Origin of the sequence: Allobaileyella intestinalis (assembly GCF_009695865.1) — a bacterium.
Classification (GTDB): Bacteria; Bacillota; Clostridia; order Peptostreptococcales; family Anaerovoracaceae; genus Allobaileyella; species Allobaileyella intestinalis.
Map to the genome: position 1 here is coordinate 135699 of NZ_VUNB01000002.1, position 24072 is coordinate 159770.

A 24072-nucleotide genomic window follows, 5' to 3' on the forward strand; every position below is an offset into this window, starting at 1 on the left:
TAAACATAAGGCAAAGCGACGATCACGGTGATATAAAGTATCAGAAAATACATTTCGTAAAAGGAGAATAAAATGATTAGCATAGATATGAGGTTTAACCAGAACACTGTACGATCGCTGATTGGCAAGACCTTGGCGAAATACAGATGTGATAGGTTTGTTTTCACAAACAGCGTGACTCAAAGAGTTGGTTTTTTCATAGATGATAAAGTGTACAATCTTACTAATTGTCAGGAAACAGTCGATTATTTCGGACATACTGATGATGTAGCTGTGTCAAGATTTGAAGAAACAACGGAAGATGAGATTAAATCTGCATTTGCTGATGTAGAACAAATTGATACACCAATAGGAGCATCTATTGACGAGATAAGGCTTGTAAATGAAAATCAACGTATATCTGTAAACGGCGAATGTACTTACGATATTTGGCTCACAAGAGCAATCATCTTTATAGTAGATGGCCGGGAGGTGTTATTTGAAAAAGATGTCGTCCCGTTCTCGGAAGAAATAATCATATTGAAAGGATATGATCTTGAAAATCAATTATCTGATGGGGGCGCTTTTCTGGAAGGCTGGGATGAAGGTATAGTACCTGAGTGCCATCGCCATACTGTGATTTTCCACTAATTGTTTTAATTTGTAGAGGCGGCATTGATCCTATATGCCGCCTTTGCAGTGGCATTAGAATAGGCTTTTGGTTCCATTCAATAAGGCTCATACAGAACTACACAGCAATAGGAATTCGGGGCGAAAAGGTCGCAATCTTGGTCGGGGATGCTCCCGCCGTTTCCACCAAATTTTGCCTGAGATTCAGATGATCTCGGGTTTTTATTTGCTAGAAGTCCTATGATAAATGCAAAGTAATTTGCAAAAGTCATAGGACTTTTTGTATAATATCTGCAAATAGGGCATGACTTTTGGAGGTAATATGTATAGAGAAATAATAAGCGATCTTGTAAAGTGGAAAGAAAGCAGGCGCAGAAAACCACTTTTGATGACCGGAGTCAGACAGTGCGGCAAGACTTATATTATTAATGAGTTCGGAAGGACGTGTTTTGAGAACATGGTATATCTGAACTTTGAGGAGTCCGAAAATGCAGGAGCGATCTTTGACTATGACTTTGATGTGGATAGGATCATGTCTGAAATCGGATTTCTCACAGGCAAAGTCATCGTACCGGGAGAGACTCTTCTTTTTCTCGATGAAATCCAGAACTGTCCGAGGGCTATCACTGCGCTCAAATATTTCTGTGAAAATAAGCAGGAACTCCATGTTATATGCGCAGGATCTCTGCTGGGTGTTGCAATAAGAAGGGAACATATATCATTCCCTGTAGGAAAGGTAAACCGGCTTCAGCTATATCCGATGAGCTTTAAGGAATTCGTTATTGCCAGCGGGCGAAAGAATCTGATCGAGATATTAGGGAATTGGCCAACAGACAGAGCGGTCCCGGATCTGTATGCTGTTCCTATGAAAAAAATGCTGAAGGATTATTACATAGTCGGTGGGATGCCTGAGGCAGTCCAGACCTGGCTCGATACTCACGATTATGATGAGGTTACAGAAGTCCAGAGAGAGATTCTGAAGGACTATGGGGATGACTTTACCAAATATGCACCAATCAAAGATGTGCCAAAAATCAGATGGATATGGGATTCCATTCCTGTGCAGCTAGCAAAGGAAAACAATAAATTTGTGTTTTCGCATGTGAAAGCAGGCAAGAGATCTGCAGAACTCGAGGATTCACTGCAATGGCTGAGCGATGCAGGCCTCATAACGCAGTGCTTTATGGTTGAGAAACCGGAACTGCCTCTGGCAGGATTTGCAGACAGGACGTATTTCAAGGTATATATGTCGGATCTTGGTCTGCTAAGAGTCAGATCCGGACTCTCGGCAGAAACTATTCTTGGCGAAACAGGCATGTATGCCCGGTTTAAGGGTGCGTTTTCAGAGAACTATGTATTTAATGAGCTTGTCTCAGTAAATAAGGAGCCATACTTCTGGCGTTCAGGCAATACTGCTGAAGTAGACTTTATATATGAGGACAAGGCGCGTCTGATACCGGTAGAAGTGAAAGCTGCAGACAATACCCAGGCTAAGAGCTATAAACAGTTCTGCAAGAAGTATCAGCCGGAATTTGGCTTCAAATTATCCGAGAAAAACATCGCTATAAATATGTGCGAGCAAACAACGACCTGCAGTTTGCCGTTATATATGAACTGGAATGTGGATCAATACTATTGAGCACATGGAATAAGAAAAATGAGGAGACAACTTGGGAACGTGGGAGACAACAGAAGCAAATGCCTTGGAACAACTCCAAGGCATATATTGTGCATTGATTATGCTATTATTAAGTAAAAGGATGAAAAAATCCAGAAAAGACCAAGTTTTTCATTGAAGGTGATGGTATACACGATTCACAAAATGTGCCGGAGGAAAGTGTGATGAAAGCTGAAGAGCTTAGAATTGGTGATGTATCAAAGATGCTTCAGATATCAGATCAGATGATCAGGTATTATGAAAAAAAGGGCATAATACATCCGAAGAGAAGCGAAGACGGCAAGTACAGGATCTATTCGATGGCTGATGTTTTTATGCTCATAGATGCCATTAAATACAAGGAATGGGGAATGAACCTTGGTGAAATAGGTTCAATGGTCACGGGAGACTATTATAAGAAGGTTACGGAAAAGCTTTCTGAAATGGAATCCCGGCTTACGAATGAAATAGAATATAAAAGTCTGTACAAGACAAGGATGAAGCAGCTGAAAAAGAAGCTCCGAATCTGCAGATATAATTTAGGCAAATACATTGTATTGGAAAAGGAAGCATCGGAGATGTTTTTCTGCAGCAAATCAGATGGCGATAAATATGACCGCCTCATATCGGATGAACAAATGGTTTCACAAATATTTGATAGCCGGAATATATCTTTTTTCGACAATTGTGTAGAATTCAACGATGAAGGGCAAACCTGGTGGTATAAGATCGATAAGACATATTATGAGGGACTGAAAATAAAAGACAGTGGGAATAAAAAAACAGTACCGAAGCAACTTTGCCTGTGCACTTTCGTAAATATGGGCGAGATGGGAGACTTTACCGGAAAACTGCCGAGAGAAATCAACGGATATATCCAGGATAATGGATATAATCTTGCTGGAGTGCCAAGAGGAATCATCATCGGAAGAGGATATGATGAAAGCGGATCATTCAAGCGGATGATGGAAATAGAGGTTCCTATAGAGATAGAATGAACCGGTCAATTCAGATGATCTATAACGGTTATAGGTCAAAATTACAGCTCTGGATGTATGAGTACAAATAACAGAGCTGTTTTTTGTGCATATAGAAATAAAAACCCCGACCCTTCCCTGCAAAATTCGTTAAAAAAACAACAAAACAATGCTTGACTCTGTAATGGTTACAGAAATTAAGCTATAGGTGTCAGAAGAAATACAGCAGATATGTTAACAAGGAGGAAGACATGCTGGACGTATTATTCACACCTAAGAAGATTGGTAATTGCGAGATACCAAACAGACTGGTAGTACCTGCAATGGTAACTAACGTATGTAATCCGGACGGAACACTGACTGAGAGATTCATCAAGTATCATGAAGAAAAAGCCAAAGGCGGTTGGGGCCTGATAATAGTCGAGGACTACGGCGTAACAGAATCAGCAAAGGGATATGCTTACATCTCTGGCTTCTATAACGATGATCAGATAGCAGAAAACATTAAACTTACGAACACAGTACATGAATACGGGAGCAAGATCTTCTGCCAGATCTATCACTCTGGAAAGCAGAAGATGCCGGATGCACCGGGAGAGTGCGTTGCTCCATCTGCAATAAAAGACCCGATGGCTATGAACATGCCAAGAGAAATGACGGTTGAAGAAATACATAATGTAGTAAAAGCTTTCGGAGAAGCGGCTGCGCGCGCAAAAAAAGCAGGATTTGATGGTATAGATATCCATGCAGGACATGGATATCTGATTGCGCAGTTCCTTTCAGGCTTTATCAATAAGAGAACTGATGAATATGGTGGATGCTTTGCCAATAGGATCAGATTTTTCGATGAGGTATATGCGGAGGTACGCAAAAAAGTAGGTGCTGATTATCCTGTAATTGTCAGATTTTCTGTAAATGAATATATAACCGGCGGCAGAACCGAGTGCGAAAGTTATGCTCTGGCGCGTCATTTCGATGAGCTCGGCGTAGACGCCATACATGTTACAAATGGATGCTATGCGTCAGAACCTAATCATCAGGTGATCTCTTCCATGTTTGCTGTTAATGGAATGAATGCAGATGCTGCAGCACAGATCAGGGAGCTTGTATCTTGCCCGGTAATTACGGTAAATAAAATCAACGAGCCGATGATGGCCGACACAGTTCTCAAAATGGGAAAGGCGGACTTTATTGCGGTAGGCAGAGGAAGCCTTGCAGATCCTTACTTCCCGGCAAAGGCAAAAGAGGGAAGACTTGATGAGATCAATCACTGCATTGGCTGTCTCCAGGGATGCCTCGGAGAAACTTTCAAAGGGAACTTCACATGCCTTGTGAATCCAAGGGTAACACGCGAGTATGAAAATGATCTGTCCAAAGCAGAAACAGGAAAGAAGGTAATGATAGTAGGTGCGGGTCCTGCAGGCCTTATGGCAGCAAGAACAGCAGCAATCCGCGGTCATGAAGTCGACGTTTATGACAGGGATACACACTTTGGTGGAGCATTCAGGAGCGCTTCATATCCTATGGGCAAGGGCATTCTTGCAACAGTTATCTCAAGCTACAGAGCACAGTGTGAGAAGCTTGGTGTAAAGTTCCACATGGGATGCGATGTAAATGAAGAACTGATTGCCGAAGTAAAGCCGGATTCAATCATCCTTGCAACAGGATCAAGACCATTCACACCACCGATAGACGGCATCAAGGACAGAGAGATTCTTACAGCTGAAGATGTTCTCCTCGGAAACGTTGATGTTCCACAGGGCCCGGTCGTAGTATGCGGCGGTGGAGAAGTTGGCGGTGAAACTGCAGAGTTCATCTCCCAGACCAATCGTGACGTCACTATTCTGGAGATGCGTCCTAACATCTTTGTCGAGATGTTCCCATGGAACAGGGTGCCGACAATGGAGCGTTTGTACAAGCAGCAGGTGAAGATCATTACCAACGCTACAGTATCAAAGATCGCTTCCGATGCTGTTATATATAAGGATCAGAACGGTCAGGAAGTAGAGATTCCTGCAGCAACAGTAGTATCTGCATTCGGATACAGGAACTACAATCCGCTTGAGGAAGTTGCTAAAAAACACTGTGCTGACGTACATGTAATCGGCAGTGCCGTAAAAGCAGGAAATGCTCTTACAGCAATCCGTGAAGGATATGATACAGGACTGGCACTGTAATAGATATAAAAACAATGAGAGCTCAGCTTAACAGCTGAGCTTTTTCTTTTTAGAAAAATACATAGGGAGTACAATTTCAATGACAGAAAATACTGAAAAAGACCTGCTCAGATGTGGCGCAAACCTATGTCGGAGTCCGCAATTGAGTCCGCAGGGTTTTAGAAACGTTGAAAAACCAATACTTGGACCCAGGTTCGATTCATGTCGTCTCCACCATTTTTTGGGGTTCAGAGGCAAAACTCTGGACCTTTTACATTGCAACGAATTCCGCTGATTTCAATGGCCAGCGGATTTTTTGCGCCTTTTTTCAGACGCATACAAACCCTCTCAGACCCACCTGAAGCCATGTAATCTGGGAAAACCACTACACCGATGCCATCGACGATCTCATGGTGAAATTCATGGACTAGTTATCCTTCCGGCCGGAAGATGAATACATGACCCTGCACAATCCGGTGCGGGGTTATTTTTATATCCGGCTTTCGTAGAAAGCATAAGAGATGGCTACAACAATGGTTAAAAAAGGCAGAACTTGCGGCTATGCATCAACTGCAGACTTATCTGATGATAAAATGAGAGCTGAAGCAGAACGGTTGATTAAGCTCCTCAAAATCAGAGGAATGGCAGAAGAGGCACAAGAGATAAGAGATATGACAAGCAAGTAAAAAAGTTATTATTGCTAACAAATATGCTGAAATACAGACATAAAAAGAACCTGTTAGTATCGGTCGACAGGGGAGAACTACGAGTGGATTGACATGTGTGAAGGCTTCGCAACTCTAAAATAAAAAGCTTTTTCGTTGCAAAAAAATGCCATTGGATTATTTTGCCCAATTAAACTGCGGGTTCAGTGATGTTTCTTCATCTGTGGTATATAATCCGTTTGTGACATGAGGAAGGATTAATTGGAGGTGAAATACATGAAATATACATCTGCTGAAGCAAATAAACTGCTCAAAACACTCGAAAACAAAAGGAACAACATTCTTCGGAGAGAAGACAAGGCTTCGAAGTTCAAGGTTTCATCTACTGAAAATGTCGAAGACCTCAGGCCAGAGTATGACTTCGCAAAGACTCAGAAAGAACTTGCGTTGATTAACGCGAAGATACGCAAGATAAAGCACGCAATCAACATGTTTAACGTGACACATACGCTGCCGGGGTTTGGTGACCTGACAATAGACCAGGCGCTGGTTTATATGCCTCAGCTCAGAGAAGAAATAAGAAAACTCAACGACATGGCGTCTTCACTCCCAAGGGAAAGGATAGAAGACTTCCGCTCAAACATAGTCGACTATTCGATAGCGAATTTCGATATAGATGAAGCGGTGTCTGCATATGAGGAAGAAAGTGAACGACTCACTTTGCTTCAGCTTGCTCTGGACAAGGCAAACACCACCGAAACAATAGAAATAGAAGAGGTTCTCTGACAGAGGTGGGCCTTTCCGGAACTGCTGACAGATTGGTCGAGCATACTCACTGTGGCGCATTATTATGTTTGAGTCCAATGTCATTGATTTGAAGTTATTGCGTTTGTTATTAGTTATCTGTGAATGTTCATGCAATTTCAGATCAACGAGTATACCTTTCTTCAACAGTTCGAAAACTTTTTGCGGCGGAGGTTCGGTTACATGTCGCAATTCAAAAAGAATACATTCTAAACCAACAGTTTAGTTCACAAACAGGAGGTAATAGTGTATACTCGAGTACCGCAGTTATGTTAAGCGCTGAACGAGAAGGGGTGATACACATTATGGAACAACTGAATACCTTCCGTAAGCCCGTCAGACGGGTGGACATCTCTATCAACATGGAGAAGACCGGAGCTAACATCAGGAACCTGGTGAAAGCAAGCGGCTACTCTGTGAGAGATATCATGACTATCACCGGTATATCAACTGAACAGGCGATATACAAGTGGTACAGGGGTGAGTCGATACCCGCTCTTGAGACAATGTTGATACTTGCCAATGCACTAGGCATTGAGTTAAAGGAACTCCTCGTCATAGACGGGGAGTTTAATAATTATGGGATGTATGATGGATTATCTAACGAAATAATGGGCAGTTCGGGACTGACGAAGCTCAAGTCAAGAATCTCAAGAAATCAATGGGTTGAGAGGTTTTTGGACCCAGGTTCATTCCTTGTCATCTCCACCATTTTTTGAGGTTCAGAGGTAAAACTCTGAACCTTTTACATTGCAACGAATTCCGCTGATTTCAATGGCCAACGGGGGGTAATTATGTTGAAGGTGAATTGAAAGACAGCTGATCAATTCATTGAAAGAACAGCCCGGTATGATTGCTCCCGGCAAAGTCAAGGTCTACAATGTAATTCAATAGTTGATTCCAATGAAGCAAAGGAGGTACCAATGAAGAACACTCACGAATTGGTAAAAGAATACTACAGTGCCGCCAGCACCGAGAATGACGGTCAGCTGGCCACTTCTGTATGTTGCTGTTCATCCCACGGAGTGAGCCGGCAGGTCAAGGAAATCTCCGCACAGCTCCCCGACGAGATTCTCACGAAATACTACGGCTGCGGTTCACCTTTGCCAGACGGTCTAGAGGGCTGCACAGTGCTGGACCTCGGCTGCGGCACCGGCCGCGACTGCTACGTTGCGGCAAAGCTCGTGGGACCGTCCGGACGTGTGATTGGGGTGGACATGAACGATGACCAGCTGTCCATAGCTGAAAAATACCATCAGGAGATAGCAGACCGGTGGGGATTCGATAACGTGGAGTTTCGAAAAGGGTATATCGAAGACCTGAAGAGTGCGGGTATCCAGGACGGATCGGTAGACGTGGTGATCTCCAACTGCGTGATCAACCTAGCTGATGAAAAGCAGAAGATTTTCAGTGAGATCTGGCGTGTCTTAAAGAACGGCGGAGAGTTGTACTTCAGCGACATTTTCGCTGACAGGAGAGTGCCTGACGAAATAAACCATGACCCTGTACTCCTTGGCGAGTGCCTGGGAGGCAGTATGTATGTGGAGGACTTCCGACGCATGCTGTATAAGGCCGGATGGAACGACTACCGCGTGGTATCATGCACCGACGTGCCGATCAACAACAGGGAGATCGAGGAAAAAGTTGGCAACATCAGCTACACTTCCGATACCATCAGGGCTGTGAAGCTGCCGGATCTTATCGAGGATGCAGCTGAGAATTATGGCCAATTTATCCGCTACGACGGTGGAATCCATGAGCACGAGCACAGCTGGTCCCTGGATATGAACCACACATTCATCAAAGGCCTTCCGGTATCAGTATCAGGAAACACCTGCGCCATGATACAGCACACCCGCTTTAGCAGATACTTCACGGTGTTTGGCGACCGGAGTCATCACTTCGGATGGTTCGAGGAGCCAGAAAACTGCTGTAGTAGCGAGGACGGATCCGAGGGGTGCTGTTAATCGGTGGTTATTTAGAAAACAATAAATCGAAAGTTGAAGAACCACAATGATTGAAGATGAAGTATTCCGTAGAAAAAGGTTTATACCGGAAAAAATGAAGAGCTTCGGCTTTCAGAAGGTCGGTGAGCAATATATTTATGAAGTGGATTTCATGAATAACGAATTCCATGCAATCCTCTCTGTGTCCGGGAAAGGGAGTATCGACGGTAAAGTTATCGATAAAATGAATGATGAAGAGTACGCCCAACTCAGATCAGAAAATTTCAATGGGGCTTATGTGAATTCTGTTCGAGAGGCTTACAGACAGTTGCTTGAAAGTGTTAGTAAAGAAATCTGTGAGGCTGTTTTCTTTGCTTCTGGTCAGGCAAATCGGATCACAGAAGAGATTCTTAATCGTTTTGATGTTAAACCGGATTTTCCTTGGGACGAGAAAACATACCAGTCATATGGTGTGTTTAGGCATGAGAATAACAGAAAATGGTTCGCACTTATTATGAATGTAAAAAGAAAGACATTGCTAAAAAATCAGGATAATACTCCAATAGACATTATTAATGTGAAATCTGATACATTGGAAGAAAATGTCAGGCAGTATGCAGAGAGTATATTCCCTGGATACCACATGAATCATAAAACATGGATTTCAATCATATTAGATGATTCCTTGGACGATGAAACGGTGATGTCCTTTGTAAAACAAAGCTATGCACTGACCACTGACCGGAGATGAATTCCCGTTTGTCGAAATGAAATAATTAAATCAAACGCACCGCTAATCATAATTTATGGAGGATGCTATGTTGAGAATAAGATGCGGAACAGATCGGGATTATCACCGGATCATGGAGATTTACAGATATGCACAGGATTTTATGATTCAATCTGGGAATCCCAACCAATGGGGGCATTTTTACCCAGATTCAAGTCTGATAAAGTCCGATATACAAAACGGTGTGTGCAGAGTGATCTTCGACGAAAGTGGAATACATGGCGTGTTCGCTGTATTCGAGGGAGCAGATCCAACATACCAGAATATTGAAGATGGTCAATGGTTGAATGACGAACCGTATGTGACGATCCACAGAATAGCGGGAGACGGTCAGATCCACGGATTGCTTCGATGTGCTGTGGAATATTGCAAGCTAAAATCTTCAAATATCAGGATAGATACACATAATGACAACCATTTGATGCAGAGGGCGATAGAGAAAAATGGATTCAAGAAGTGTGGCACCATACATGTTGCTGATGGATCACCAAGAATAGCTTATCAATGGTCACAGCCATAGATTACAATGAGTTTTTTAGACGATAACCCCGAGATTCAAGATTGTATGTTCTCGCTGTATGCCAATCAAAAAACATTGATTTATTACGGCGTGATTCAGAATCTCCTGATTCTCGCCGTATATCTTTGGCTTAATATTGCGAAAAGAGGCATCTGTACTCTGCATTTTTGCTCGAGTAAATTAGATTTGAAGAATACAGAAATACAGATGCCTTAAAATCACACTCCTAATAGCCTGCGAATCCGCTCTCCCCGCTTTGCGTGGCTCAGGAGATTATCGATTTTTTTCAACTCATTATCGTCATAGAAACCTTTCACCAGCTTTCCTGACACCTCCTTCCGGATCGGTGTTTGTATGAACGCCCATGGCATTCTCTCTTTTAATGCCTTTTTCTTTCTGGCCAGCTCACCTTCTAACTTGGAAATGAGTTCCTGAGTTTCTTCACCCTCGTATTTACCGCCGATGTTCAGGCCTTTTCTGTAGATGAACCCACGTTGTCCGCCTGGTCAAACCGGATAACGTAAGGCTCCCACTCTCTGAAGGTCTCTTCAGGGTCGGCTGACCGTTCAATAAACACTTTATGTACAAAGTTAATGTGGTATAATGGCCCCTGTCGTGTGCCCTTCCTGAAGAAATGACTTTATGAAAAAGTTCCTCCGGCAGGGCGGAGGCTTGCGGGGCATCGGCAGAAAATCACTGGAGAGAAGTGGAGAATGGAACGATATACATCTGGCAAAGTAGTGAAGAACGGACAGGTTATTGATGAAAGTCTGTTCCAGGTTGAAAGTAACAAAGGGGATGATTATGTATACGATGTCATCCGGGTAATAGACGGGAAACCCCTTTTTGCAGAGGACCATTACAACAGGCTGGTCCGCTCTCTGCAGGGCGTGGGGAAAAAACCTGTTTTTTCTCTGGAGGAAATGAACAGGCTGATTTGCCTTCTTCTTCAATCCAACAATGTCCGGAATGACAATGTGAAGATAATAATATCCAGCAGCAACGGAGAGGATGATGTTTATCTTAAGCTCATGAACGCTGTGTACCCGGATCCCGAGGCCTATGAAAATGGCGTGGACACTGAGTTTTACATGGCGGTCCGCATAAAACCACATATCAAAAGACGGAATCTGGCTCTACGGGAGGCAACCAACAAGATTATCGAGCAGGATAATGTGTTCGAAGTCATCCTCACGGACACAGATGGAAACATTACAGAAGGAAGCCGTTCAAACATCTTTTTCATCCGGGGAGAGGAAGTTTACACCTGCAGTGAGGCAGGGGTGCTCCAGGGAGTTACCAGGAAAAAGATTGTGGATATTTGCAGGGATAACGGAATCAAAGTAGAAGAGTGTACGATTCCCGAAAGTTCCGTAAATAGTTTCGATGCAGGATTTATCAGCGGAACATCTCCAAAAGTCCTTCCCATCAGGAGAATCGGGGAGGTGGAACTGGATGTGCATAACAGCCTTCTGCGCAGAATTATGAAGCTCTACGATGAGCAGGTGGAAAAGTCCTGCGCTTCCTGGACCACAGAAACAGAAAACCACAAATAACCTCCGTATTAAATACAAATTAAATACAAGGAAAAACAGGTCATTTGCGATGCAAATTCGTGGATGGCCTGTTTTAGTGCATGAAATTATTCGTCATTATTGAATATATACAATAAAATGAGATTTTAATCCGAAAAAATAGAAATATCACATTAAATGATGTTGATATTCATATATAAATAGCAATAAAATCATCATAAATAAACAAGAACGCGGAACCAATATCTCTGTCTGGAGGAACTACAGATATGAAGAAATATGACGTGACAGCTTTGGGAGAGTTGCTGGTTGATTTTACGGAGAACGGCATCTCTGAACAAGGAAATGCTTTGTTCGAAGCCAATCCTGGAGGAGCTCCGTGCAACGTTCTGTCCATGCTTCAGAAGCTGGGGAAACGAACTGCCTTCATTGGAAAAGTCGGTCAGGATGCCTTCGGCCTCAGGCTGAAGCAGGCGGCTGCAGAGCAGGGAATCGATGTGGAAGGGGTGTTTCTGGATCAGAATGTGCCTACCACCCTTGCCCTTGTGTCGAAGCTTCCAGACGGTGACAGAGATTTTTCCTTCTACCGCAGCCCGGGAGCAGACATGATGCTCAGAACTGAAGAGCTGGACAGGGAGAAAGTGAAATCTTCCAGGATTTTTCATTTCGGTTCTCTATCCATGACGGGAGAGCCTGTTCGCAGTGCTACCAGGGAAGCAGTGAGAGCGGCTGAGGATGCAGGAGTAATCCGTTCCTTCGACCCTAACCTCAGGCTGCCCCTCTGGCCTTTTGAGGAAGCAGCCAGAGAACAGATATCCTGGGGAATGGCTCACTGCGATGTTCTGAAAATTTCTGACAACGAAATCCGGTGGTTTACAGGCTGTGAAGATTTCGATGAAGGGGTCAGGACCCTGAAGACTGCTTATCCGGGAATCCCCATGATCTGCCTTTCAATGGGTGCAGATGGAAGCCGGGTGTACTGTGAAGGAAAGCAGGTCCAGGCAGGTGCATTCAAGACCAGGGCAATTGAAACCACCGGCGCAGGGGATACTTTCTGTGCCTGCGTGCTGAACACAGTGCTGGACCACGGCCTTGAGGGATGGACAGAGGAAGAACTGAAAAACATGCTGAGATTTGCCAATGCAGCGGCTTCTATTGTAACGACCAGGAAGGGCGCACTAAGGGTGATGCCTGAAGAGGAAGAAGTGAGGAAACTGCTCCGGGAGCAGAACTAGCTGAATGATCCGCCTCCTTGCAGGGTGGCAGAACGGGGATGGAACCATGAAGGAAACCACATTCGAAGAGCGGCTGGGATACATGGTTTATACTGAGCAGTTTGCCGGCAATCTGGAGGGCGTGAGGGAGCACCTGGAATATCTGCGGGAACTGGGGGTGAACTATCTCCACCTCATGCCCCTGCTGGAAAGCCCGGAAGGAAAAAGCGACGGTGGATACGCTGTTTCCGATTTCTGGAAGGTGGAGCCGGCACTGGGAACAATGGAAGATCTGGGAAATTTGTCAGATGCCTGCCACAGAAAGGGCATCTGTGTGTGCTTGGATTTCGTCATGAATCACACCAGCGATGAACATGAATGGGCCCGCCGGGCCAAGAATGGAGAGAAAGAGTTTCAGGACCGCTACTTCTTCTATGACAACTGGGATATACCAAATGCCATGGATACAATTCCAGCATTTATGTAAATCCGACGGCTGACATCCTGAAGGTGATGCTCGAACGTCAGGAACAGGACAAAAAGGAAGAAGCTCTGCTGAAGGATCTGAAAGGCAAGGAAAGCGTAACCGTAGACGGCAGGAAAATCAAGATTTACGCCAACATAGGCGGACCTGAGGATGTGGAAGCTGTTCTGGAAAATGATGCAGAAGGAGTTGGCCTTTTCCGCTCTGAATTTGTCTATCTGAATACCAAGGGCAATCCGCCCTCAGAAGAAGAGCAGTTCAACGCTTATAAAGAAGTCCTTGAGGCTCTGGCTCCACGGAAAGTTGTAATCAGAACCTGTGATATCGGTGCAGATAAACAGGTGGGATACATGAATCTTGACCAGGAAGCCAACCCTGCCATGGGATTCAGGGCTATCCGGATCTGCCTGACAAGGAAGGACTTTTTCAAAACTCAGCTGAGAGCCCTTCTCAGGGCTTCTGCCTATGGCAACCTTGCAGTGATGTTCCCTATGATAATCAGCGTACGGGAACTGGTTTCTGCCAGGGAGCTGATGGATGAGTGCCGGAAAGAACTGGAACAGGAAGGAGTACCAACGGGGCCGGTAGAAGTTGGAATCATGGTAGAGACGCCGGCGGCAGTACTGATTGCCGATGACCTGGCAGAACACTGCGATTTCTTCTCTATCGGTACAAACGACCTGACTCAGTATACTCTGGCTGTGGACCGGCAGAATGACAAGCTGGATCTAAGCCTTCCAGAGAAAGTGGAAGAAGAAAATTTCCATTAATTCCATTAATAACAGTGATTACTGGCCGCTGCATTATTTCAGAATGCAGCGGCCTTAAAACATTTCTCCGTACGCTGTAATACGCCTATCAAAAAAACACGAGTTTTATACAGCGAGAAATCGCTTTTTTAAAATCCCAGGGTTAAGTACAATCCTGATTCAAGTTGATTCTGCCTCTGTGCATCTTGTTTTGATCAATACCATCACATTTATAGTGAACAGATTCATGTGTACCCCACTGTTTGTTGTTCCAAATACCCTGAGAATTAGAAGATCCTTTTTCTCGCTGTAAAAGAACGGAAAAAAATCTTGTACGATACCCTGATTTTTAAGAAAGCTGAAATTTCAGGGCATTTTTTCTTTGTATTTCTTCAGGGCATTCTTTCTTGGCCCTTCTTCAGATCCCGGAACCACCTGCATTTTTATAATTAAAAGAAATTTGAGAGGAAAACGTCCGTTTTCAGCATTTCTACGTTTGCCTGAAATCAGAGGCAATGATATAACTTTCTCACCAAATGACACACAGATAGCTGGCAATCTAAACTATTATTGTGAAGAAAGGGCGTGCAATGCTAAAAGGATTAATAACAATGGTCAATGACAGGATTGCTTTCCTTGAAATGCTGTCAGAAGAACTGGTAAAACAATTAAAAGCTGCACCTCCTGGGAAAATCAGAGCTGTAAGGAAGAAGGGGGTGATCCAGTGTTATCAAAGAATCTTGCCTTCAGATAAATCAGGCAAATATCTGAAAAGCAATCAGAAGGAGCTGATACAAGCGTTAATTCAAAAGCGGCTGTTCAGTCAGATGCTGAATGCTGTTACAGATGAGCTGAAGATTTTGAAAAAACTAAAGCGCCTTTATGATTCGTTTTGCATAGTGGAAAACGTGCTGATGAAGCAACCTCAATGTATCAGAGAATTGATAGATGATCCGCTCATGACCAATGAGGAGGTTTGCAGGCTGTGGGCGTCTCAAAATTATAAAGGCAACGATTTCTTTAAGGAAAATAAGAAATTCCTTTCATCAAAGTTTTCCGCTGTAAGGTCAAAATCGGAATTCATCATTGCTATGATTTTAGTCAGATATGGAATATCGTTCTTTTACGAGAAGCCTTTGAGAATAGGAAAGGGAAAATTCAGCAAGTTAATTTATCCGGACTACACCATATGGGATGTGGAGAGCCGTCAGGAGATATACTGGGAGCATTTTGGAATGATGGATGATCCAGACTATGCTCTTAAGGCAATAAAGAGGATAATGGAATATCAGAAGAATGGCATTTATCCCGGGCAGCGATTAATCATCACATTTGAGTCTTTCGATTCCCCTCTGGATCCAAAGCATGTTGAACAAATTGCCGAAAGACTTGTTTCCGGTGGCCACATGATAAAAGATGGGAAACCGGATATTTCACTTCCACCGGGTTTTGGAATATGGCCACGTTCCTCGGACGGTATTTTCTCTGGGCAAGGACAACACGTACAATAAAAAGCGCTGCCAGCTGGCAGCGCTTTCAATATTCTATTACTCAAATTTCTTGTACATTTCTTTCCTGAATGCAGGATCTTCAATTGCCCGTGTCAGGTCATCAAGGCGGCCCTCATCGGCAAACTTCTTTGCCAGGGTCAGGGCTTTAACCTCACCATCGGCAAATCCTTTCTCCCAGGCTGCCTGCTCTTCTTCGGCAAGAGTTTCATCTTCCAGAAAATCTGAATAGCTCTCAAAAGTCTTGATATCCATAATATGCCTCCTTTTAGTCCTACTGCACGTTGTTATCCGTCCTTGTAATACTAAACAGGATGTATGCACGTGTATCTTCTATCTTCACTGCAACTGCATTGTAGTCTTATGAACCGCTAATATCAAGGGGAATGGCGGAATAAAATCAGATTTTATTCCGCCATTCCCCTTGTGAACCCCGGAAAAATCCGGCTGACTGATTAACGCCTATTTTCCGTAGCTGTAGAATCCCTTTCCTGCGTTGATTCCGGTTTCGCCCTTGTCAACTTTCTCTTTCAGAAGGTCGCCGATCTTGCGGATGACGGAATCTTCTTTTTTGTATTCAGGATTCAGAGTAACGATATTGTAAGCTGTTTCCAGACCTACTATGTCAAGGATTTTGAAAGGCCCTACAGGAGCGCCTGTTCCCAGCTGCCATGTTTTGTCGATGGTTTCTGGATCTGCCACACCCTTTGCCCACAGTGCTTCAGCTGCGTTGAGGAAAGGAACCAGCATGGAGTTCAGAATGTAACCAGGCTGTTCTTTGTGGAGCTCCAGTGGAATCATGTTGATTTCGTCAGCAAATTCCACTGCCTTCTTGAAGCTTTCAGGGCTTGTACCAGCGTGTCCCATTACTTCGCCGGTGTTGTTTTTCCAGATGGAGTTTGCAAAGTGAAGAGCCAGATATCTGTCAGGTCTTCCGGTTTTGTCTGCAAACATGCTTGGAAGAAGGGTGGATGTATTGGTGAGAAGGAGTGTTTTCTCGTCCAGGAGATCCTTCATCTTTGCGTAGATGTTCTTCTTGGCTTCAGGATCCTCGGACATGGCCTCGATTACCACGTCAGCGCCGGAAAGGGCTTCTTTCATGTCCAGAGTGATGTGAAGATGGTTTTCAAAATTGTCTTTTGCTGTTGCTGCAAGCTGGTCGATGGTTTCAGAGGTGATTCCCTCCCAGTTCCTGATCAGACCCTTCGGATAGAGATATCCGCCCATTGGATTGCCGATCAGGGCTCTGGCACCATTAAGATCAGCCAGCATGGCCTCTTCATAATGTTTTACTTTAGGCTCAGTTCTGCCAATAGATCCCTGGCTTCTAAGCCAGATTGTTGTATCGTGACCGGTGTATGCGCTCATCAGAGCAATCTGTGTTCCCAGTACTCCGCCGCCTATTACAGTTACCTTTGAAAACTTCATATTGGTACCTCCTGTATATAACTGCCTCAGGTTACGGTTTTGCAACCGGACCGAAGCATTTAAGTATCATTTTGTTCAATGTTTACCTTTGTGTATAGTATAACATCGAATCCCGAAAGTTCAAGATACTTAACCGATGTTTAAGTATTTGTACACCAGATGTCAGCAGGCAAACATCTGGTAATCAGCGGATAATCTGTGGGCAGATATCCAATAACCATCCGGCAATAAACTGTCAATTGGTAAAACATACACTAATTCACCTTAATGGGAATAGTCCTTTGTGTTAACATAACAGAGAATCTTAAAACAACTCTATGGAAACAAAAATCTATGGGAAAAAGTTCAGATCCTCTAAGGCCAGGGAAACAGACCTGCCGGTTCTGATACTCATATCATATAAAGTGAAAGGGAATGGTATTGTTGATGAGAAAAACAAAGATTATCTGCACTCTGGGGCCTGCCTCCAGAAGCCCGGAAATGATAAAGAAGCTTTTTGAGGCAGGAATGAATGTGGGAAGAATGAACATGTCCCACGGATCTCACCAGGATCATCACGAGAATATTGAAACCTTCAGGAAGGTGAGAGACCAGCTGGGGATTCCGGCAGCAGTACTGCTTGATACGAAGGGGCCGGAGATCCGCATCGGCACCTTCAAGGAGGGGCCGGTAGAGCTGGCGGAGGGCAGTGAGTTCACCCTCACAACAGAAGAGGTTCAGGGAGACGAAAACCGGGTCTCCGTTTCCTATAAAAACCTGCCGAGGGAACTGAAATCCGGAGACAAGGTCCTCATTAACGATGGAATGATCGTCCTTGAAGTAAAGAAGACCACAGATACCGACCTGATCTGTTCGGTAGTTCACGGCGGGACACTTTCAGACAGAAAGGGCGTCAACATTCCAGGGGTGGACATCAAGATGGAATACCTGTCAGCCCAGGACAAAAGTGATCTGCTTTTTGGAATTGAAGAAGATGTGGATTATGTGGCCGCTTCTTTCATGAGATCCGCAGATGACGCCCGGGCCATAAGAAATTTTCTCGATGAAAACGGCGGAAGCAAGATTAAAGTAATAGCAAAGATTGAAAGCACCCAGGGAGTGGACAACTTCGAGGAGATACTTCCTCTGGTTAACGGCATCATGATCGCCAGAGGAGATATGGGCGTTGAAGTGGATTACGTCCTCCTTCCGGGCATTCAGAAAAAGTTTATCCGCCGGTGCGTAGAAGAAGGCAAACTTGTAATTACGGCAACGCAAATGCTGGAGTCGATGATTACCAATCCCGTTCCCACAAGAGCCGAGATCAACGACGTGGCCAACGCTGTTTTTGACGGAACCAGCGCCGTAATGCTTTCTGGTGAAAGCGCAGCAGGAAAATACCCTGCAGAGGCTGTGCGTACCATGGCTGAAATCTGCCTCCAGGCCGAGGCTGACCACGAGAAGCTGCCTAGGGTTCCAGTAGGCTACGCCATGAATGCCGACGATATAACCAACGCCGTCAGCCGGGCAGCCGCCTCTCTTGCAAAAGACGTAAATGCCAGCGTAATAATAGCTGTTACCACCTCAGGCCGCACTGCAGCCAGAATGTCCAAGTATCAGCCGGAGGTTCCTGTGGTTGGAGCAACTCACGACCTGAAGGTATACCATCAGATGGCTCTTTTCCGAGGCGTTCTGCCCATGATCCGGGAGAACCATATGGTGATGGAAGAACTTTTTGACCACTGCGTGGCCAGGGCTCAGGAAGAGGGTTATGCAAAAAAAGGAGACCGAGTGGTCCTCAGTGCCGGCATTCCGGTAGGTGAAAACAGGACGAACACTGTCCGGGTTTGGAAGATCAATAAATAGCACTACAAATTGTATTTACAAAAACCAGGAGTAAAATGAAATCTAACAAGAACAGTTCTGTTAATCCAGACAATAATGAAGCAAATTCAGGAGAAGTTGAAGAAAAACAGAAGCACAGATCAAGGCGCCGTAGAAGCAGGCTGATATGGACCCTGGTGATACTGGCATGCCTGGTGATTCTGGCAATTGAAATCAACCAGAGAACAGTATATGAAGCTGACACAGAAGCCCATACTGCTCTAACGGGAAGTGACAGTATTAGCGTTTCCACTATGGACAAAAACGGAAACCTAACTGACGCCAGCGGCGGCGACGCAACCGAATCAAACAGAGGATATTTTTTTGACGGCCCTGATAAGAACACGCTGATAATCTTATATCCAGGAGCCAGGGTTGAGCCGGAAGCATACGGACCCCTCTGCCGCAAGATTGCAGCAGGGGATGCAGATGTTTTCCTGATGAGAGCACCGCTGTATCTGTCGATTACAGATGTAAATGAGGCAGATAAGGTCCTTGCAGAGAAGAAGGCTCTGGAGAAAGGAACAGGTCTTGATAAACCGGGAGGGAACAATTCATACAAGTACGTATACGTGGCAGGTCATTCCATGGGGGCCAGCGTCGCTGGAATGTATGCCGCCAAGCATCTTGACAGCTTGAACGGTGTGATAATGCTGGCAGGTTATCCTGCAAAAGACCTGCACCACCAGGGCTTTTCCATGCTTTCGGTTTACGGATCCAGAGACGGCCACACTGACATGCTGAAGAAGAACAAGAACTACAGGCCTTCCGATTATACCCAGTATGTGATCAAGGGTGGCAATCATGCACAGTTCGGCAACTACGGAATCCAGTCTGGAGACGGAAAAGCCTATATAAGCAGAACAGAACAGCAGAATCAGACCGTTGAAGTAATAAGCAGATATCTGAAAAGCCACAACAAGTAAGACGTGAAACAAGACAGAGGTTAAGGCCATGAAAATCGTCATAGCACCAGATTCTTTCAAAGGTTCTCTTTCGGCCTTTGATGTTTGCAGAATAGTATCCAAGGCAGCAAGGCAGGTTTACCATGAGCCGGAGATAGTAGAAATTCCCATGGCTGACGGGGGAGAAGGAACGGCTGAGTGCATCCGCAAGGCTGCAGGGGGCAGCCAGGTTTCCTGCAGGGTCAGGGATCCCCTGGGCAGGCCGGCAGAAGCACGTTATACCATTTTGCCTGATGGATCTGCAGTTATGGAAATGGCTCAGGCATCTGGCCTCACCATGGTAAAACCTGGTGAGAGAGATGTTTTCAGCTCATCAACTTTCGGTACAGGTGAGATGATCCTGGACGCCGTGGACAGAGGGTGCAGGAAAATCTTCATAGGCCTTGGGGGAAGCGGAACCAGCGACGGCGGAATGGGCATGGCAGCAGCACTTGGAGTGAAATTCCTCGATGATAAGAATGAGGAGCTGGATCCGGTGCCTGCATCAATGGACAAACTGGTTTCAGCTGACATTTCTTCCATTGATTCCAGAATCAGTGAGACAGAAATTGTAGTAATGAGCGATGTGACCAATCCCCTGACTGGTCCTTCTGGTGCAGTATTTACTTATGGTCTTCAGAAGGGCCTGAGAGAAGATGAGCTTAAGAAGGCAGATGAAATGATGGCCAGGTACTGCGCCGTTGTTGAAGATGCTGTTGGAAAAAATATTTCTGACATTCCGGGAGCAGGAGCGGCAGGAGGCCTGGGTGCAGGGCTTCTGGCCTTTACAAATGGCACCATAGAGAAGGGAATAGATACTGCTCTCGATCTGGCTGATTTTGACAGTGCTCTTTCCGGAGCAACCATGGTAGTAACAGGGGAAGGCATGATGGACTTTCAGTCAGCCTTCGGAAAAGCTGCCTGTGGAGTAGGAATGAGATGCAAGGCAGCAGGGATTCCTTGTTTTGCTCTGGTAGGCAGTATGGGTAAAGGCGCAGAAGAGATGTTCACCAGGGGAATCACCAGTATTATGCCGGTGGTGGATTCTGTAATGAATCTTGACCAGGCTATGGAAAATGCAGAAGATCTGTGTTACAGTGCAGCGGTACGGATGTTCCGTTTTATCGGGGAAAGGGATTAAAGGAAAAAGTAATGACGTTTGAAGTTTTCAGGGGACTGATGCTCCCCTTTGTCGGAACCACCGCAGGAGCGGCCATGGTTTTTTTCCTGAAAAATCAGATAGGCGAGAAACTTCAGAAGATCCTTACAGGTTTTGCAGCAGGGGTCATGGTGGCTGCCAGCTTCTGGAGCCTTCTGGCTCCGGCACTGGAACAGTCTGCTCATCTGGGGAAACTTGCCTTCATGCCTGCGGCAACAGGATTCCTTGTGGGAGTGTTCTTCCTGCTCCTCATCGATCAGCTGACTCCCCATATGCACATGGACCAGCAGGAAGAAGGCCCGAAAAGCGGCCTCAAGAAGACAACAAAGCTTATTCTGGCAGTAACAATCCACAACATTCCTGAGGGCATGGCAGTAGGTGTGGTGCTGGCTGGATGGATATATGGAACCAGCGGAGTTACTGCTGCAGGCGCCATGGCACTGGCACTGGGAATAGCTATACAGAATTTTCCAGAAGGAGCTATTGTTTCAATGCCTCTCAAATCTCAGGGAATGTCCAAGGGGAAAACCTTCCTGGCAGGAACAATGTCAGGTGCTGTGGAACCGGTAGCCGGACTGATCACCATACTGGCAGCAGGACTTGTAATTCCTGTGCTTCCATATCTGCTGAGTTTTGCCGCAGGAGCAATGCTTTACGTAGTTGTAGAAGAACTGATACCTGAGATGTCTGAGGGAAAACATTCCAACTTGGCTACTTTAAGCTTCTCCTTCGGATTCGTCATAATGATGATTCTGGACGTGGCACTTGGCTAAGTTTTTCGCAAGTCTGAGCTAGCAAAGAGGAAGATATCATAGATTACAATAACAATTCTGAACCAAAACCGCTTTTTAGGAATATACAGTTATCCAAGGAGCAGCTGCAGGCCATTGAGCACATCAAGGGCCCCCAGCTGCTTCTTGCGGTGCCGGGAAGCGGCAAGACTACAACCCTGACGGCCCGCATGGTTCACATGATAAGAGATGAGAGAATCAATCCGGGAAATATTCTGGTCATCACCTTTACTAACGCATCGGCAGATGACATGAGAGACAGGTTTTTCCAGATGATCCATCAGGAAGGGGGAGAACTGCCAGGAAGCACCTATGGCAACGTAACTTTTTCCACTATAAATGGCCTCTGCCTCCGGATCTGTGCCAGCTATGCCAGAATTTACAACCGCCAGATTCCGGAACTGATCTCAGAACAGGACAGAAGGAGTCTTATTGCCAGTCTATACCGGCGTTTTTCTAATGACTATCCTTCTGACAGCGACATAAGGGATATCTCGCAGAAGATAACTTTTATCAAGAACATGGGCATACCGGACAAGGACCTGGACAAGACAGGCTCCCTTGATGACAAAGAAGCAGAGATTTACAGGGAGTACTGCAGGGCCCTTAAGTCCAGAAGATTGATGGACTACGATGACCAGATAGTTTTTGCAGACCAGATAATGAGAGATCCAAGGTTCGCTGCTGTGGCAGACAGATACAGATACAGGTTCCGGTGGATACTGGTGGATGAAGCCCAGGATACGTCAAAGCTTCAGCACCAGATTATCAGGAACCTGGCAGGCGGGAATCCCAATCTGTTCATGGCCGGCGATGAGGATCAGAGTATATATGGCTTCCGTGCAGCCTGGCCAGATGCCCTCCTTCAGTTTGGGGAAACTTATGAAAATGCCAGTATTTTCAGACTTCAGACAAATTACAGATCCAGGAAAGAGATTGTGGAAGCTGCTTCATCGCTGATCTGCCACAACCAGAAGCGCTATGAAAAAAACATGGTGGCAGACAGAAGTGAAGGAGGAGTCTGCAAGGCTGTAACTGTCAGAAAAAGAGAGGATCAGTATGACCAGATTCTGGATATCTTAAGAAAAAGCAGTGAAACTACAGCTGTTCTGTACAGAGACAATGCCAGCGGGCTGCCCCTGATCCTCCGCCTTGAGAAGGCCGGCATCCCATACCAGCTGAGAGGACAGGATGCCGGATTTTTTACGAATAAAATCGTAAGGGAAGTCCGGGACATTCTCACCTTCGCCCTTAACCCTGTGAATCCTCACATTCTTGAAAGAATCTATTATAAATTCGGAGTGAAGATATCAAGGAAGGCCCTTCACATGGCCATGGAAGAACCTAGGTGGGCAGGAGATGATCCCTATCTGGATGCTCTGGCCGATTCCCCGGCCCTTGGAAAGACTGGAAAGGAAGACTTGAAAGTCCTTCAGGACCAGTTCAGAATCATAAGGCAGAAAAATGATGCATCCTTTGCCCTCAGATGTCTCAGAAATGCCATGTCTTACAGAAATGCTTCTAATGAAAAGCTTTACATACTCCAGGCACTGGCAGAAGAAGGAGAAACCATTCCGGAATTTTTCGGGAAGCTGCGGCGAATGGCAGATGTTATGGAAAGAGGCTGCAATATAGAAAGCAGTGACAATGTTTCTGTGGTGCTGAGCACAATTCACGGCAGCAAGGGCCTGGAATACCCGGAAGTCATAATTATTGACGGTGTACAGGGGATTCTTCCGGGGAAAGACAGTGACGAAGAAGAAGAGAGGCGGATTTTCTACGTAGGCATAACCAGAGCCAGAGACAGGCTGGTTATGATGAGATATGGAGACAGGGAAACTCCTTTTGTTGATCAGGCCCTGGGAATTAAAAAAGCAGGCCCTGTCAGGATAAGCGGGGCAGTCAGGAAGGAGGCAGAGACATACAGACCGGGAACTCTGGTGAATCACAAGAGCTTTGGAACAGGCAGGATAGTCAGCATAGACAAGGATGGCAAGGCGGATATTGATTTTGGAGGCCGGGGAAAGAAGAAAATGTCCCTTCAGGCATGCCTCAGCCTGGGAATTTTGAAAAAACAGTGCTAGTAAAATGACAGCTTACAGTTGTGCGAATTCACAAAACACAGCGGTCTGATTGTAGAAATAATCCATTGCAGGTTGCTTGAGATTGTTGGGGACAATGAATCTGTAAATCCACTGACTCCAGATACAACAGGTACAATCTGCCATGGCAGGAAGGTTACATCACAGAGGGCGTTCGGTCCTCTGTTTTTT

23 protein-coding genes are annotated in these 24072 nt (G+C 45.2%); 21 read left to right on the forward strand and 2 right to left on the reverse strand.

The features are described from left to right. Positions 1 to 72 precede the first annotated feature (72 nt). From FYJ66_RS02550 to FYJ66_RS02620, 15 genes are all read left to right on the forward strand, one after another. Positions 73 to 630, forward strand: a complete 558-nt coding sequence (locus FYJ66_RS02550; protein ID WP_154571945.1) for a hypothetical protein — start codon at positions 73 to 75, stop codon at positions 628 to 630. Between the two features lie 301 nt (positions 631 to 931). After that, entirely contained in the window at positions 932 to 2248 is a 1317-nt protein-coding gene (locus FYJ66_RS02555) for an ATP-binding protein (protein WP_154571946.1), read from the forward strand. A 203-nt stretch (positions 2249 to 2451) separates the two neighbouring features. Then, positions 2452 to 3264: a MerR family transcriptional regulator gene (locus tag FYJ66_RS02560; protein WP_154571947.1), complete on the forward strand. Its 813-nt coding sequence runs from the start codon at positions 2452 to 2454 to the stop codon at positions 3262 to 3264. A gap of 230 nt (positions 3265 to 3494) precedes the next feature. After that, the gene (locus FYJ66_RS02565; protein ID WP_154571948.1) at positions 3495 to 5420 is read left to right on the forward strand and encodes an oxidoreductase; all 1926 of its coding nucleotides are present in this window, start codon (positions 3495 to 3497) and stop codon (positions 5418 to 5420) included. Positions 5421 to 5920: 500 nt separating this feature from the next. After that, entirely contained in the window at positions 5921 to 6085 is a 165-nt protein-coding gene (locus FYJ66_RS02570; RefSeq protein WP_154571949.1) for a hypothetical protein, read from the forward strand. A gap of 255 nt (positions 6086 to 6340) precedes the next feature. After that, entirely contained in the window at positions 6341 to 6850 is a 510-nt protein-coding gene (locus FYJ66_RS02575; protein ID WP_206156969.1) for a hypothetical protein, read from the forward strand. Between the two features lie 323 nt (positions 6851 to 7173). Then, entirely contained in the window at positions 7174 to 7587 is a 414-nt protein-coding gene (locus FYJ66_RS02580) for a helix-turn-helix domain-containing protein (RefSeq protein ID WP_206156970.1), read from the forward strand. Between the two features lie 204 nt (positions 7588 to 7791). Then, on the forward strand, positions 7792 to 8835 hold the full coding sequence (locus FYJ66_RS02585) for a methyltransferase domain-containing protein (RefSeq protein WP_154571952.1): 1044 nt from the start codon (positions 7792 to 7794) through the stop codon (positions 8833 to 8835). Positions 8836 to 8881: 46 nt separating this feature from the next. Next, positions 8882 to 9565 (forward strand): MmcQ/YjbR family DNA-binding protein, encoded by a 684-nt coding sequence (locus tag FYJ66_RS02590; protein ID WP_154571953.1) that lies wholly within the window; start codon positions 8882 to 8884, stop codon positions 9563 to 9565. A gap of 67 nt (positions 9566 to 9632) precedes the next feature. Beyond that, positions 9633 to 10124 (forward strand): GNAT family N-acetyltransferase, encoded by a 492-nt coding sequence (locus FYJ66_RS02595; RefSeq protein WP_154571954.1) that lies wholly within the window; start codon positions 9633 to 9635, stop codon positions 10122 to 10124. Positions 10125 to 10837: 713 nt separating this feature from the next. Next, complete coding sequence (locus FYJ66_RS02600; protein ID WP_154571955.1) at positions 10838 to 11680, forward strand: aminotransferase class IV; 843 nt, start codon at positions 10838 to 10840, stop codon at positions 11678 to 11680. 248 nt (positions 11681 to 11928) lie between these two features. Beyond that, positions 11929 to 12894, forward strand: a complete 966-nt coding sequence (locus FYJ66_RS02605) for a PfkB family carbohydrate kinase (RefSeq protein ID WP_154571956.1) — start codon at positions 11929 to 11931, stop codon at positions 12892 to 12894. Between the two features lie 4 nt (positions 12895 to 12898). Beyond that, on the forward strand, positions 12899 to 13360 hold the full coding sequence (locus FYJ66_RS02610) for an alpha-amylase family glycosyl hydrolase (protein WP_154571957.1): 462 nt from the start codon (positions 12899 to 12901) through the stop codon (positions 13358 to 13360). Positions 13361 to 13386: 26 nt separating this feature from the next. Beyond that, entirely contained in the window at positions 13387 to 14127 is a 741-nt protein-coding gene (locus tag FYJ66_RS02615) for a putative PEP-binding protein (RefSeq protein WP_154571958.1), read from the forward strand. Positions 14128 to 14696: 569 nt separating this feature from the next. After that, positions 14697 to 15617 carry a hypothetical protein gene (locus FYJ66_RS02620; RefSeq protein ID WP_154571959.1) on the forward strand — a complete coding sequence of 307 codons (921 nt, stop codon included), beginning with the start codon at positions 14697 to 14699 and terminating at the stop codon, positions 15615 to 15617. A 36-nt stretch (positions 15618 to 15653) separates the two neighbouring features. Here FYJ66_RS02620 and FYJ66_RS02625 read toward each other — a convergent pair whose 3' ends face one another. Both FYJ66_RS02625 and FYJ66_RS02630 read right to left on the reverse strand, forming a co-directional pair. Beyond that, entirely contained in the window at positions 15654 to 15869 is a 216-nt protein-coding gene (locus FYJ66_RS02625) for a hypothetical protein (RefSeq protein ID WP_154571960.1), read from the reverse strand. Between the two features lie 207 nt (positions 15870 to 16076). After that, positions 16077 to 17042, reverse strand: coding sequence for a 3-hydroxyacyl-CoA dehydrogenase (locus FYJ66_RS02630; protein ID WP_154571961.1), 966 nt, complete (start codon positions 17040 to 17042; stop codon positions 16077 to 16079). Between the two features lie 317 nt (positions 17043 to 17359). Here FYJ66_RS02630 and FYJ66_RS09170 point away from each other — a divergent pair, with 317 nt between their 5' ends. From FYJ66_RS09170 to FYJ66_RS09395, 6 genes are all read left to right on the forward strand, one after another. Beyond that, positions 17360 to 17542, forward strand: coding sequence for a hypothetical protein (locus tag FYJ66_RS09170; protein WP_206156983.1), 183 nt, complete (start codon positions 17360 to 17362; stop codon positions 17540 to 17542). Further along, on the forward strand, positions 17523 to 18887 hold the full coding sequence (pyk, locus tag FYJ66_RS02635) for a pyruvate kinase (RefSeq protein WP_235897328.1): 1365 nt from the start codon (positions 17523 to 17525) through the stop codon (positions 18885 to 18887). The genes FYJ66_RS09170 and pyk overlap by 20 nt, the downstream gene beginning before the upstream one ends. Positions 18888 to 18922: 35 nt before the next feature. Then, positions 18923 to 19831, forward strand: a complete 909-nt coding sequence (locus FYJ66_RS02640) for an alpha/beta hydrolase (RefSeq protein WP_154571963.1) — start codon at positions 18923 to 18925, stop codon at positions 19829 to 19831. A 28-nt stretch (positions 19832 to 19859) separates the two neighbouring features. Then, positions 19860 to 20990: a glycerate kinase gene (locus tag FYJ66_RS02645; RefSeq protein WP_154571964.1), complete on the forward strand. Its 1131-nt coding sequence runs from the start codon at positions 19860 to 19862 to the stop codon at positions 20988 to 20990. Positions 20991 to 21001: 11 nt separating this feature from the next. Continuing rightward, on the forward strand, positions 21002 to 21781 hold the full coding sequence (locus tag FYJ66_RS02650; protein ID WP_154571965.1) for a ZIP family metal transporter: 780 nt from the start codon (positions 21002 to 21004) through the stop codon (positions 21779 to 21781). Positions 21782 to 21864: 83 nt separating this feature from the next. Beyond that, positions 21865 to 23883 (forward strand): ATP-dependent helicase, encoded by a 2019-nt coding sequence (locus FYJ66_RS09395; RefSeq protein ID WP_338071118.1) that lies wholly within the window; start codon positions 21865 to 21867, stop codon positions 23881 to 23883. Positions 23884 to 24072 lie beyond the last annotated feature (189 nt).